Raw genomic sequence first — 13279 nt, 5'->3', positions numbered from 1 at the left:
ACGGCTCGATTCGCTCCCACAGCTCGTCGGACACGATCCATGGCGGCTGCTCACCCTTCTTCACACGATCATGATCAACCATCAGGGAATGCCAGTCACTACAAGTGATCATTCTGTTAGGAACTCTAAGCACCACGATCAGCGGCTTGCCCGCGCGCTCCGCATCGCGCCACAGCCGGTCCAACCGGGCAAGTTCCGCGGTTCGGTTGGTGAAGCCGAAGTGTTCGGGGTTGATCGTCAGCATGTTCGGCGCCGGCGGCTCCGAATGGCCGCTGAGGTTCATCACGATCTGGTCGGCGCGCCCGACCTGGAGCAGGTTGCCCGCGATGTCAGCGTTGTTGGCGTTGTGCCACTCGTCCATCCCGACCCCCACCGGCGCTGTCGATCTGTTCCCGCGCGACGATACCGGGAGGGGAATCGGAGCGTGACAGCTTCGGCACTCGCTGACAACGGAGGGGGAACCGTGCCGGCAAACGAGGATTGGGACGTCGCGTCGGGCGTCGGGATCACCGCGCTGATGGTCGCCGCGGCGCGGGCGCTGGAGACCGAGCGCGCCGACCGGCTCATCGACGACCCGTACGCCGCGGCCCTGGCCAAGGCCGCCGGGGCGGCGGTGCCCACGGCGGCGGCCGACTTCGGCGAGGGCTGGCAGGACACCATCGACTACATCGGCCTGCGCTCCCGGCTGTTCGACGAGTGGTTCGAGCTGGCCTGCGCCGGGGGCGTGCGGCAGGTGGTCGTCCTCGCGGCCGGCCTGGACACCAGGGCGTTCCGGCTGTCCTGGCCGCCCGGCTTGCGGCTGTTCGAGGTCGACCAGCCGAAGGTGCTCGCCTACAAGGGCGCGGTCCTCGCCGGCCTCGGCGCCCGGCCCGCCTGCGACCGCCACGAGGCGCCGGCGGACCTGCGCGACGACTGGCCCGCCGCGCTCCGGCGCGCCGGATTCGACCCGGCCCTCCCCACCGCGTGGCTGGCCGAAGGGCTGATCTACTACCTGCCCGTCGAGGCCGACGTGCGGCTGCTGGCGGCCGTGGACGAGATGTCCGCGCCTGGCAGCAGGATCGCGATCGAGAACCCCATCGCGAAGCGGAGCGCGCTGCTCGGCGACGACATGGCGCGGTCCTCGGAGAAGTGGGGCGTCGACCTAGACGCGCTGTTCGGCCCAGACGAGCGGCCGAACCCCGCCGAGCGGCTCACCGGGTTCGGCTGGAGTGTGCGGCGCGAGACCGTCGACGAGGCGGCCAACCGGTTGGGCCGCGCCCTGACCTCCGGCGGGCGCGGCCTGACCCGGGTCGGCGACTTCCTCACCGCGGAGCTCTGATCAGTCTTCCACCAGGGACACTTCGGAGAAGCGGATCGCGAAGCCCGCGCCGTCCGGCGAGGCGCACATCGGGCCGGCCTCGGCCGGGAGGTCCGGCGGGAAGTACGCCACCCGCAGGACCGACTTCGGCTCGCCGCCGTCGGCGGCGTAGCGGACCGTCACGGTGTCGCCCGCCCGCTCTAGTTCCAGGGTGATCGACTCGACCGGCCCGCACACCGCCTCCAGCGGCACCACGCTCCAATCCGAGACGTCGCGGGTCACCACGGCGCTGAGCAGCTGCTCGCCGTCGACCAGCTCGATGCCCGCCTTGATCCAGTTGCGCTCGTCCAGCCGCAGCAGCAACCCGGCCTGGTCGTACTGCTCGCGGTAGTCGCCGAACAAGCGGGTCGTCAGCTTGAACCGCGGCCCCACCGGTCGCAGCAGCGCGTGCCCGCTGTCGCGCACGAATCCGTAGTGCGTGGTCCGCCAGAAGTCCGTGCCGGAGTCGGCGGTCACCGTCAAACCCCCGTAGGACAACCAGTTCACCGGCGGGTTGAGCCACCGCCACCCACTGAGCCCGAACAGCGTGATGTCCTCGGCCTGCTGCATGCCCACCCGTTTCCACTTGTCCCGGGGCCGGCTGTCGTCAGCGGACGACGACCACCGGGCAGGCCGCGTGGTGCACGAGCTTCAACGCCACCGACCCGACCAGCATGCCGGTGAAGGCGCCGTGCCCCTTGTTGCCCACCACCAGCAGGTCGGCCTGCTTGGACAGCCCGACCAGCTCGTCGACCACGTGCCCGCGGATGAGCCTGGATCGCAGGTCCACGTCGGGGAAATCGGCCTCGACCGCCTTCACAGCGGTGTCCAGTGCCTTGCTCGCCCGCTCTTCCAGCTCGGTGTCCGGGGTCGGCAGACGATATCCGAATTGGACCGGCTGGTGCCAGACCATGATCGCGTGGGCGATGCCGCCGACCTCGCGGATCTGGTTGGCCGCCCAGCGCAACGCCCGCACCGACTCGTCCGATCCGTCCACTCCGACTGCGATGGTCTGCGGCATGCCCGGCTCCCTTCGGCGACGTTCTGGGTGATCCCGCCGGGATGGTAGGGCAGACAGGGGTGCGGCGCGACCGCCGGAACGGTCGCGTTCCGCACGGGTCGTGCGCGTTTTGGATCGCCATGGCGGTCCAAAACGCGCACGAGACCGTCAGAGCTGGTTGACGTCGGTGATCCGGATGACCGCGCCGCCGGCCTCGTCGGACGCGGCGAGGTCGACCTCGCCGCTGATGCCCCAGTCGTGGTCCTCGTCCGGGTCGGCGAAGATCTGCCGGACCAGCCAGCGCTCCGGCTCCTCGGTGATCAGCAGCAGCGCCGGGCCGCGCGCGTCCGGGCCGGCGCCGATCTCCTCGTGCTGCTCGAAGTACTCCTCCAGCGCGTCGGCCCACGCGTCCGCGTCCCAGCCGCTGTCGCCGTCCAGTTCGCCGAGCTCGTCGTAGCGGCGGCGGGCCGCGAGCTCCACGCGGCGGAACAGCGCGTTTCGCACCTGCACCCGGAAGGCCCGCTTGTTCAGCGTGATCCGCTCCGGGCCTTCGTCCACCGCCACGACCGTCGGCTCCGCGCCCGGGTGGCGCAGCTTCTCCCACTCGTCGAGCAGGCTGGAGTCGACCTGCCGGACCAGCTCGCCGAGCCACTCGATGATGTCGGTGAGCTCCTCGGTCTTGGCGTCGTCGGGCACCGTGTGCCGCAGCGCCTTGTAGACGTCGGCCAGGTAGCGCAGCACCAGGCCCTCGGAGCGGGCCAGCCCGTAGAAGTTGACGAACTCGACGAAGTTCATCGCCCGCTCGTACATGTCGCGGGCCACCGACTTCGGCGACAGCTCGTGCTCGCCGACCCACGGGTGCCCCTTGCGGTAGGTCTCGTAGGCGGCTTCCAGCAGCTCGGCCAGCGGCTTCGGGTGAGTGATCTCCTCGAGCAGCTCCATCCGCTCGTCGTACTCGATGCCGTCGGCCTTCATCTGCGACACGGCCTCGCCGCGCGCCTTGAACTGCTGCTGCGAGAGCACCTGCCGCGGATCGTCCAGAGTGGACTCGATCACCGACAGCACGTCCAGCGGGTAGCTCGGCGACTCGGAGTCCAGCAGCTCGATCGCGGCCAGCGCGAACGGCGAGAGCGGCTGGTTGAGCGCGAAGTCGAACTGCAGGTCCACGGTCAGCCGCACCCGGCGGCCCTGCTCGTCGGGCTCGTCGAGCTGCTCGACCACGCCGGCGGACAGCAGCGCGCGGTAGATCGCGATGGCCCGCAGGATGTGGCGGCGCTGCGTCGGCCGGTCCTCGTGGTTGTCGGTCAACAGGTGGCGCATCGCGGAAAAGGCATCGCCGGACCGGTTGATGACGTTGAGCAGCATCGCGTGGTTGACGTTGAAGCTGGACCGCAGCGGCTCCGGCTCCGCGGCCACCAGCTTCTCGAAGGTCTTCTCGCTCCAGGACACGAAGCCCTCGGGCGCCTTCTTGCGCACCAGCTTGCGCTTCTTCTTCGGGTCGTCGCCGGCCTTGGCGATCGCCCGCTCGTTCTCGATCTCGTGCTCGGGCGCCTGCACCACCACGTAGCCGGCGGTGTCGTACCCGGCGCGGCCGGCGCGACCGGCGATCTGGTGGAACTCGCGCGCCTTCAGGTGCCGGGTGCGGACCCCGTCGTACTTGGTCAGCCCGGTGATCAGCACGGTGCGGATCGGCACGTTGATGCCCACCCCGAGGGTGTCGGTACCGCAGATGACCTTGAGCAGTCCGGCCTGCGCGAGCTGCTCGACCAGCCGCCGGTACTTCGGCAGCATCCCGGCGTGGTGCACGCCGATGCCGTGCCGCACCAGCCGGGAGAGGGTCTTGCCGAACCCGGCGGTGAACCGGAAGTCGCCGATCGCCTCGGCGATCTGGTCGCGCTGCTCGCGGGTGGCGACCTTGACGCTCATCAGCGCCTGCGCCTGCTCCAGCGCGGAGGCCTGGTTGAAGTACACGACGTAAACCGGTGCCTGCTGACCGGCCAGCAGCTCCTCGATCGTCTCGTGCAGCGGCGTCTTGGCGTAGCGGAAGGTCAGCGGGATCGGCCGCTCCGCCGAGGTGACCACCGCGGTCTCCCGGCCGGTGCGCCGGGTCAGGTCCTCCTGGAAGAACGTGACGTCGCCGAGCGTGGCGGACATCAGCACGAACTGGGTGCGCGGCAGCTCCAGCAGCGGCACCTGCCACGCCCAGCCCCGGTCGGGCTCGGAGTAGAAGTGGAACTCGTCCATCACGACCTGGTCCACGTCGGCGCGGTCGCCGTCGCGCAGCGCGATGTTGGCCAGGATTTCCGCGGTGCAGCAGATGATCGGGGCGTCGGCGTTGACGCTGCTGTCGCCGGTCATCATGCCGACGTTCTCGGCGCCGAAGACGTCCACCAGCGAGAAGAACTTCTCCGACACGAGCGCCTTGATCGGCGCGGTGTAGAAGCTGCGCTTGCCGGCGGCCAGCGCGGTGAAGTGCGCCCCGGTGGCGACCAGGCTCTTGCCGGAGCCGGTCGGCGTGCTCAGGATCAGGTTCGCTCCGGTCACGACCTCCATCAGCGCTTCTTCCTGCGCCGGGTAGAGCTCGATGCCCTGGTCGGTGGTCCAGGACACGAACGCGTCGAGCAGCGCGTCGGGGTCCGGGGTGTCGGTCGTCAGGGCCGGGAGCTGATCGGTGAGCTTCATCAGTCCCCCATCGTCCCTGGTCAGCTCGGGCCGGGGTGACCCGGGGTGGCCGAACCCGAGGTCCCGGGAGCCACGCCGGTTCGCGTGCTGGTGCTCGGGACCTGCGATCGGAGACCATTGGGGCACGCGCGGGAGGAGGGGTGTCATCGTGAACCGGAACGTGCGCTTCGTCGGTGGGCCGCTGGACGGCCGGATCCAGGACCTGCGCGACTCGGAGGCGGTCGCGGGGCGGCTGCTGCGGCACGTCCACCTGCACGACGGCCCGAAGATCGAGACCCACTACGAGCTGCACTACACCCCGGAAACCGGCTGGGTCTACCACCTCTGCGGCCGCCGCCCGTAACCCAGGGTGATCGATCAACTACTTGTACTGACTGTACAATTCGCGCATGAGCGTCGACGCTGTACACATGGACGACAGCGCCGCCATCGAAGTCAACGTCTCGTCTGCCCGCGCCCAGCTGCCGAACTACATCGAGCTGGCGAGCGAGGGCCAGTACGTCTACCTGACTCACCGGGGCAAGCGGGTTGCCGCACTGGTGGCAGCGGACGTCGCCGAGCATTGGGAAGCAGAGGAAGACGCGCACTGGGCGCGCCGCGTCGCTGAGGCGGAAGAGTCGGGCACGGTTTCCTGGGAAGCGGCGATCGTCGCCTTGGAGCGGGATCAGTGACCTACCAGATCGAGATCACCCGCGACGCCCTGAAGACCCTGGCCAAGCTGGACAAGCCGATTCGGCGACGGCTGCAGGTCGCGATCGATCAGCTCGCCGCGAATCCGCGCCCCGCCGGGGCCATCGCGCTCAAGGGCGTTTCCGGTTACCTGCGGATCCGGGTCTCGGATTTCCGGGTGATCTACCGCGTCGAAGATGGACGCCTCGTTGTCGTGGTGGTCGCGGTCGGCCACCGTCGCGAGATCTACGAGCGCTGACAGCTGTACCGACGAAGCCCACAACCGTCCCGGGCGCGCGGGGAAGTGACGCGCCCGGGGCGGGATCGTTGTCAGGCCTGGCCGTAGTTGGTGACCCGGCCTCCCGGGGCGACCTGGGTGCCGTTGCGCTGGAGGGATTGCGCGGCAGGCTCGCCCGCCGCGGCATCAAGGTCAGCCTGGCCAGTCTCAGCTACTGGCAGCAGGGCCGCAGCCGTCCGGAACGCGCCGACTCACTGCGCGCGCTGCGCGCCATCGAATGGGACTGACCGGGCCGCCGCCGGACTACCGCACATCGCCGCTAAGTGAATCGCCGCTAGGTCGTCTTGCGACCTGATTCACAGATCAGGGGTATTCCCAGAACCGGGCACTCGGCTAACCTCACCTCCATGGTGGCGCACTCGATGTCGAGCGGCGGCGGGCCGGACCTCTCCTCCGCCACACCCGTGGACCGCGAGCAGTGGCGGGCTCAGGTCAAGAAGGTGCTGCAGCGATCCGGGCTGATCGGCGAGCAGTCCCCGGCCGGTCCGGTGGAGGACGTGCTCGCCTCGACGACCTACGACGGCATAGTCGTGCACCCCCTCTACTCCGAGGGGCCGCCCGAGGCCGGCTCGCCCGGGCTGGCGCCGTTCGTGCGCGGCAGCCGCCCGCAGGGCAGCGTTGCCGAGGGCTGGGACGTGCGGCAGCGGCACGAGAACCCGGATGCCGCCGAAACCAACCGGGAGGTCCTGGCCGACCTCTACAACGGCGTTTCGTCGCTGTGGCTCCGGCTCGGTTCCGGTGGGCTGGCCGTCGACGACCTCGCGGACGCTCTCGAAGGCGTCCACCTGGACATGATCGGCGTGGCCCTGGACGCGGGCGAGGACTTCGTCGCGGCAGCCGAGGCGTTCCTAGCGGTGGCCGCCGAGCAGGGCGTTCGCGGCAGCGCGCTCAGCGGCAACCTCGGCGCGGACCCGCTGGGCGTGCAGGCCCGGACCGGCCGCCCCGGCGACCGGGACGGCGCGGTGCGGTTGGCGCGCCGCTGCGCGGCGGAGTTCCCGGAGCTGAAGGCGCTGGTCGTGGACGGGTTGCCGTACCACGACGCGGGCGGCTCGGACGCGCAGGAGCTCGGTTGCTCGCTGGCCGCGGGCACGACCTACCTGCGGTGGCTGACCGAAGCCGGGCTGGACGTCGACACCGCCGCCGGGCTGCTGGAGTTCCGCTACGCGACCAACGCCGACCAGTTCCTCGGCATCGCCAAGCTGCGCGCCGCGCGGCGGCTGTGGGAGCAGGTCACCCGCGCCTGCAGCGCGTCGGAGGCCGCGCGAGCGCAGGCCCAGCACGCCGTGACGTCGGCGGCCATGCTGACCAGGCGCGACCCGTGGGTGAACATGCTGCGCACCACGATCGCGACCTTCGCCGCCGGGATGGGCGGCGCGCAGGCGGTCACCGCGCTGCCGTTCGACGCCGCGATCGGCCTGCCGGACGGCTTCTCCCGCCGCATCGCCCGCAACACGCAGGCCCTGCTGCTGGAGGAATCGCACCTGGCGCAGGTGATCGACCCGGCGGGCGGCTCCTGGTACGTCGAGTCGCTGACCGACGAGCTGGCGCAGGCCGCCTGGCGGTGGTTCCAGGAGATCGAGGCCGCGGGCGGGCTGCCCGCCGCGCTGGAATCCGGCCTCGTCGCCGAGCGGCTCTCGGCCACGTGGGAGGAGCGCCGGGCGGCGATCGCGCACCGCGCGGACGCGATCACCGGCGTCAGCGAGTTCCCGAACCTGGACGAGGCGCCGCTGGAGCGCGAGCCCGCACCGCAGCAGCCTTCGGGCGGCCTCCCGGTGCACCGCTACGCCGAGGACTTCGAGCGGCTGCGCGACGCCGCCGACGCGCGGCTCGCCGAGACGGGCAACCGCCCCACGGTGTTCCTCGCGACGCTCGGCTCGCTCGCGGCGCACAACGCGCGCGCCTCGTTCGCGCGGAACCTGCTCGCCGCAGGCGGCATCGAAAGCACCGACGCCGGAGCGACGGAGTCCACAGAGGACGTTCTGGCGGCGTACGCCGGCGCGCCGGTGGTCTGCCTGTGCTCCAGCGACAAGGTTTACGCCGAGCGCGCCGCGGAAACCGCCGCGGCGCTCAAGCAGGCCGGGGCGAAGCACGTGCTGCTGGCCGGAAAACCGGGCGATCCGCCACCGGAGGGCGTCGACGGGTTCGTCTTCGCCGGGTGCGACGCGCTGGCCGTCCTCACCGACGTCCACGAGAAGCTGGGAGTGGGCCGATGACGCAGATCCCGAACTTCGCCGACATCCCGCTGGATGCCACCCCCGCCGCCGACCCGCCCCGGTGGCAGGCCGAGATCCTCGCCGCCACCGGCAAGGAGGCCGACGCCCTGGTCTGGGAGGCGCCGGAGGGCATCGGCATCAAGCCGCTCTACACCTCGGCCGACGTCGAGGGGCTCGAATTCCCGCACACCTACCCAGGTTTGGCGCCGTTCCTGCGCGGGCCGTACCCGACGATGTACGTCAACCAGCCGTGGACGGTGCGGCAGTACGCCGGGTTCTCCACCGCCGAGGAGTCCAACGCCTTCTACCGCCGCAACCTGGCCGCCGGCCAGAAGGGCCTGTCGGTGGCGTTCGACCTCGCCACCCACCGCGGCTACGACTCCGACCACCCGCGCGTCGCGGGCGACGTCGGCATGGCCGGGGTGGCGATCGACTCGATCTTCGACATGCGCCAGCTCTTCGACGGCATCCCGCTGGACCGGATGAGCGTGTCGATGACCATGAACGGCGCGGTGCTGCCGGTGATGGCGCTCTACATCGTCGCCGCCGAGGAGCAGGGCGTCGCGCCGGAGAAGCTGGCCGGGACCATCCAGAACGACATCCTCAAGGAGTTCATGGTCCGCAACACCTACATCTACCCGCCGCAACCGTCGATGCGGATCATCTCGGACATCTTCGCCTTCACCTCGCAGCGGATGCCGAAGTTCAACTCGATCTCCATCTCCGGCTACCACATCCAGGAGGCCGGGGCGACCGCCGACCTGGAGCTGGCCTACACCCTCGCGGACGGCGTCGAATACCTGCGCGCCGGGCGGCAGGCCGGGCTGGACATCGACGCCTTCGCGCCCCGGCTGTCGTTCTTCTGGGGCATCGGGATGAACTTCGCGATGGAGGTCGCGAAGCTGCGCGCGGCGCGGCTGCTGTGGTCGAAGCTGGTGCAGGCCTTCGAGCCGCAGAACCCGAAATCGCTGTCGCTGCGCACCCACTCGCAGACCTCCGGCTGGTCGCTGACCGCCCAGGACGTCTACAACAACGTGGCGCGCACCTGCGTCGAGGCGATGGCCGCCACCCAGGGCCACACCCAGTCGCTGCACACCAACGCGCTCGACGAGGCGCTGGCGCTGCCCACCGACTTCTCCGCGCGCATCGCCCGCAACACGCAGCTGCTGCTGCAGCAGGAATCCGGGACCACGCGGGTGATCGACCCGTGGGGCGGCAGCTACTACCTGGAGCGCCTCACCAAGGACCTCGCCGAGCGCGCCTGGGCGCACATCGCCGAGGTCGAGGACGCGGGCGGCATGGCGCAGGCCATCGACGCCGGCATCCCCAAGCTGCGCATCGAGGAAGCCGCGGCCCGCACCCAGGCCCGCATCGACTCCGGGCGGCAGCCGCTGATCGGCGTCAACAAGTACCGCTACGACGGCGACGAGCAGATCGACGTGCTCAAAGTGGACAACGCCGGGGTCCGCGCGCAGCAGCTGGAGAAGCTGCGGCGCCTGCGCGAGGAGCGCGACAGCCAAGCCTGCGAGGACGCGCTGCGCCGGCTCACCGCGGCTGCCGAGGCGTCGATGTCCGACCAGCGCCCCAACGACATGGCGCACAACCTGCTGACGCTGGCCGTGGACGCGGCGCGGGAGAAGGCGACCGTCGGCGAGATCTCCGATGCGCTGGAGAAGGTCTTCGGCCGCCACTCCGGGCAGATCCGTACGATCACCGGCGTGTACCGGGACGAGTCGGGGCCGTCGGAGCAGCTGGAGGCGGCCCGCCAGCAGGTGGTGGACTTCGCCGAGGCCGAAGGCCGCCGGCCGCGCATCCTGGTCGCCAAGATGGGGCAGGACGGCCACGACCGCGGCCAGAAGGTGATCGCGACCGCGTTCGCCGACCTCGGCTTCGACGTCGACGTGGGCCCGCTGTTCCAGACCCCGTCCGAGGTGGCCCGCCAGGCAGCCGAGTCGGACGTGCACATCGTCGGCGTATCCAGCCTCGCGGCCGGGCACCTGACCCTGGTGCCCGCGCTGCGCGACGAGCTCGCCGGGCTGGGCCGGGAGGACATCATGGTCGTCGTCGGCGGGGTCATCCCGCCGGCCGACTTCGACGCCCTCCGGCAGTCCGGGGCCAGCGCGATCTTCCCGCCCGGCACCGTGATCGCCGAGGCCGCGCTGGGCCTGCTCGAAGAACTCCGCACCCGACTCGACCACTGATCATGCCGCGACAGATCGACGTCCAGGACTACGCCAAGGGTGTGCTCGCCGGTTCCCGCACCAAGCTGGCGCAGGCGATCACGCTCGTCGAATCCACCCGCGCCGACCACCGCGCGCTGGCCCAGGAGCTGCTCGTCGAGCTGCTCCCGCACAGCGGCGGCGCGCACCGTGTCGGCATCACGGGCGTGCCCGGGGTGGGCAAGTCGACGTTCATCGAGGCGCTGGGCTCGATGCTGACCGCGGCGGGGCATCGCGTCGCGGTGCTCGCGGTCGACCCGTCGTCGACCCGCAGCGGCGGCAGCATCCTCGGCGACAAGACGCGGATGGGCCGGCTGGCCAGCGACCCCGCGGCGTTCGTGCGGCCGTCGCCGTCGGCGGGCACGCTCGGCGGCGTCGCGCGCGCGACGCGCGAGACGATCGTGCTGATGGAGGCGGCCGGATTCGACGTCGTGCTGGTGGAAACCGTCGGCGTCGGCCAGTCCGAGGTGACGGTCGCGGGCATGGTGGACTGCTTCCTGCTGCTCACCCTGGCCCGCACCGGCGACCAGCTGCAGGGCATCAAGAAGGGCGTGCTGGAGCTGGCGGACGTCATCGCGGTCAACAAGGCCGACGGCGACCACGCGGCCGAGGCCCGCAAGGCGGCCCGCGAGCTCCGCGGCGCGCTGCGCCTGCTCACCCCGGTCAGCGCCGCGTGGACGCCGCCGGTGCTGACCTGCAGCGGCCTGCAGGAGCTCGGGCTGGACACGGTGTGGGAGCAGATCGAGCAGCACCGGGCGGCGCTGGACGAGGCCGGCGAGCTGGCCGACAAGCGCAGCCGCCAGCAGGTCGAGTGGACCTGGGCCCTGGTGCGCGACCAGCTGATGTCGGAACTCACCCACCACCCGGCGGTCCGCGCGATCGTCGGCGACGTGGAAACCCGGGTGCGGGCGGGAGAACTCACCGCGAGCCTGGCGGCGGAACAGCTGCTCGACGCCTTCCGGAAATCCGGCCGGGAGTCAACGTAGGACGAGGGCGGATACTGTCCCCGTCCAGCAGTCCCGACCCGGAACCGGTGAGCCATGCGGATCAGCGTTGACAACACCTCGGGCGTCGCGCCCTTCGAGCAAGTGCGGTCGGCGATCGCGGAGCAGATCAACAGCGGCGAACTCCCGGTGGGCACCAAGCTGCCGACGGTCCGCGCCCTGGCGGCAGACCTGGGCATCGCGGCGAACACTGCGGCGAAGGCCTACCGGGAACTGGAACAGGCGGGACTGCTCGAAACCCGTGGCCGCGCAGGCACTTTCGTCAGCGATGCGGGCGACCAAGCAGCGGCCCGCGCAGCCGAAGCAGCAGCGACCTACGCCCAGATCACCCACGCCCTGGGAATCTCCAGGGACGAAGCCCTGGCCATCGTGAAAGCAGCGCTCAAGGCGTGATCGATTCTTCCCGCTGAGCAATCTTTTCGTTCCGCCTCGGAGGCGCTCGGCCGGTGCTAGCGTCCGACGAACGCGAGACGGCGAGAAGTGCCCGAATTTTCGGGATTTCGTCCGTCCAAAAGCGATTCGTCAACTCCGGAGCGAGGAGGCGCTGTGCGCGCAGCCGCGAGCGAACTTCCGACTTTCCCGTTCGCCACCGCGAACGGCAGCGGGGATGTCGAGCGCATCCTCAGGTTGCGCGACGAGCAGCCGATCTCGCGCGTGCTGCTGTCCGGCCAGCCGGTGTGGCTGGTCACCCGGTACGCCAATGTGCAGGCTGTGCTGCAGGATCCGCGGTTCAGCCTGGCCCGGGCCATCGAGCCGGACATCCCGCGGCTCGGCATCCTCGAAATGCCACCGTGGCTGCTGATCACCACCGACCCGCCGCAGCACACCCGGTTGCGCAAGCTGGTGGCGAAGGTGTTCACCGCGCGGGGCGTGGAGCAGCTGCGGCCCCGCGTGCAGGAGGTGGTCGACCGGCTGCTCGACCGGCTGCCGGAAGCGCCACCGCCGATCGACCTGATCGAGCACTTCGCCGCGGCGCTGCCGATCGAGATCATCTGCGAGATGCTCGGCGTGCCCGAATCCGACCGCGCCGACTTCCAGGAAGCGACCGAATTCATCCTGTCCGTGACCGGCCGCTCCGGCGACGAGGTCCAGGCGGCGTGGGTGCGCCTGTGCGAATACATCGCCGCGCTCGTCGCCGAGAAGCGCGACCGCCCGACCGACGACCTGCTCAGCCTGCTGATCTCGGCCCGCGACGAGGGCGACCGGCTCAACGAGGACGAACTCGTCCTCTTCGGACTCACGCTGCTCACCTCCGGGTACGAGACGACCAAGAACCAGCTGGCCAATTCGGTGCTGGCGCTGCTCGACGAGCATCCCGACCAGTGGCGACGCCTCGTCGAGCACCCCGAACTGGTGCCTTCCGCCGTCGACGAGCTGCTGCGCTACGTGCCGCTGTTCGGCTTCAGCGTGATCTTCCCGCGGGTGGCCACCGCAGCCGTCGAGCTCAGCGGCGCGGCCATCGGCGAAGGGGACACCGTGCTGGTGGCGCTGACCTCGGCCAACCGCGACGCAGCCGTGTTCGACGCCCCGGACTCCTTCGACCTGGAACGCGCCGACAACCGCCACCTCGCCTTCGGCAGCGGCGTCCACCGCTGCCTCGGCGCGCAACTGGCCAAGATCGAGCTGGAGATCGGCCTCACGGGCCTGCTGCAGCGCTTCCCCGATCTCCGCCTCGCCACCGGCGAAGTCACGTGGAAGACCGGCGCGTTCATCCGAAGCCTCGACGCGCTGCCGGTCACCTGGTGACCGGTACGCCGGGGAGCGCGCCGGCAGGTTCGTCCTGTCGGGCAACGATTCTGGCCATTCTAAATTGATCGACGACGGCTCAGCAGCGCGTTAGCCTGCTGGTGGTGGGTGC

The 13279-nt window shown here is 70.6% G+C and carries 14 protein-coding genes; 10 read left to right on the top strand and 4 right to left on the bottom strand.

Annotated elements, in window-relative coordinates:
• On the bottom strand, nt 1–361 hold a 361-nt coding region (locus tag E1288_RS32690), incomplete at its 3' end, for a hypothetical protein (RefSeq protein ID WP_132492155.1).
• A 102-nt stretch (nt 362–463) separates the two neighbouring features.
• Between E1288_RS32690 and E1288_RS32685 the strand changes: the two genes are divergently transcribed.
• Nucleotides 464–1318, top strand: coding sequence for an SAM-dependent methyltransferase (locus E1288_RS32685; protein ID WP_132492153.1), 855 nt, complete (start codon nt 464–466; stop codon nt 1316–1318).
• Here E1288_RS32685 and E1288_RS32680 read toward each other — a convergent pair whose 3' ends face one another.
• The 3 genes from E1288_RS32680 to E1288_RS32670 all read right to left on the bottom strand — a co-directional run bounded on the left by E1288_RS32680 (nt 1319) and on the right by E1288_RS32670 (nt 5018).
• Nucleotides 1319–1906, bottom strand: a complete 588-nt coding sequence (locus E1288_RS32680; protein WP_165968380.1) for a DUF1349 domain-containing protein — start codon at nt 1904–1906, stop codon at nt 1319–1321.
• 37 nt (nt 1907–1943) lie between these two features.
• On the bottom strand, nt 1944–2357 hold the full coding sequence (locus E1288_RS32675; protein ID WP_132492149.1) for a universal stress protein: 414 nt from the start codon (nt 2355–2357) through the stop codon (nt 1944–1946).
• 147 nt (nt 2358–2504) lie between these two features.
• Nucleotides 2505–5018 carry a DEAD/DEAH box helicase gene (locus E1288_RS32670; protein ID WP_132492147.1) on the bottom strand — a complete coding sequence of 838 codons (2514 nt, stop codon included), beginning with the start codon at nt 5016–5018 and terminating at the stop codon, nt 2505–2507.
• A 145-nt stretch (nt 5019–5163) separates the two neighbouring features.
• On the opposite strand from E1288_RS32670, the gene E1288_RS32665 reads away from it, so the two are divergent.
• The 9 genes from E1288_RS32665 to E1288_RS32625 all read left to right on the top strand — a co-directional run bounded on the left by E1288_RS32665 (nt 5164) and on the right by E1288_RS32625 (nt 13167).
• Entirely contained in the window at nt 5164–5361 is a 198-nt protein-coding gene (locus E1288_RS32665) for a hypothetical protein (RefSeq protein WP_132492169.1), read from the top strand.
• Nucleotides 5362–5407: 46 nt separating this feature from the next.
• A complete protein-coding gene (locus E1288_RS32660; protein WP_132492145.1) occupies nt 5408–5689 on the top strand; it encodes a type II toxin-antitoxin system Phd/YefM family antitoxin in 282 nt (93 codons plus the stop codon).
• Nucleotides 5686–5946 (top strand): type II toxin-antitoxin system RelE family toxin, encoded by a 261-nt coding sequence (locus tag E1288_RS32655; protein ID WP_093261291.1) that lies wholly within the window; start codon nt 5686–5688, stop codon nt 5944–5946. The genes E1288_RS32660 and E1288_RS32655 overlap by 4 nt, the downstream gene beginning before the upstream one ends.
• 68 nt (nt 5947–6014) lie before the next feature.
• Nucleotides 6015–6212, top strand: coding sequence for a hypothetical protein (locus E1288_RS32650; protein WP_132492143.1), 198 nt, complete (start codon nt 6015–6017; stop codon nt 6210–6212).
• Nucleotides 6213–6332: 120 nt separating this feature from the next.
• Nucleotides 6333–8198: a methylmalonyl-CoA mutase family protein gene (locus E1288_RS32645; RefSeq protein ID WP_132492141.1), complete on the top strand. Its 1866-nt coding sequence runs from the start codon at nt 6333–6335 to the stop codon at nt 8196–8198.
• Nucleotides 8195–10399: a methylmalonyl-CoA mutase gene (gene scpA, locus E1288_RS32640; protein WP_132492139.1), complete on the top strand. Its 2205-nt coding sequence runs from the start codon at nt 8195–8197 to the stop codon at nt 10397–10399. Before E1288_RS32645 ends, scpA begins: the two co-directional genes overlap by 4 nt.
• 2 nt (nt 10400–10401) lie before the next feature.
• Nucleotides 10402–11403 (top strand): methylmalonyl Co-A mutase-associated GTPase MeaB, encoded by a 1002-nt coding sequence (meaB, locus tag E1288_RS32635; protein ID WP_132492137.1) that lies wholly within the window; start codon nt 10402–10404, stop codon nt 11401–11403.
• A gap of 54 nt (nt 11404–11457) precedes the next feature.
• Nucleotides 11458–11814: a GntR family transcriptional regulator gene (locus tag E1288_RS32630; RefSeq protein ID WP_132492135.1), complete on the top strand. Its 357-nt coding sequence runs from the start codon at nt 11458–11460 to the stop codon at nt 11812–11814.
• A 153-nt stretch (nt 11815–11967) separates the two neighbouring features.
• Nucleotides 11968–13167 (top strand): cytochrome P450, encoded by a 1200-nt coding sequence (locus E1288_RS32625; protein ID WP_235883956.1) that lies wholly within the window; start codon nt 11968–11970, stop codon nt 13165–13167.
• The last annotated feature ends 112 nt before the right edge of the window (nt 13168–13279 follow it).

Source organism: Saccharopolyspora elongata (assembly GCF_004348985.1).
GTDB classification, from domain to species: Bacteria; Actinomycetota; Actinomycetes; order Mycobacteriales; family Pseudonocardiaceae; genus Saccharopolyspora; species Saccharopolyspora elongata.
The sequence above is the reverse complement of the archived record's forward strand: the minus strand, read 5'-3'. Positions and strand labels throughout refer to the sequence as shown.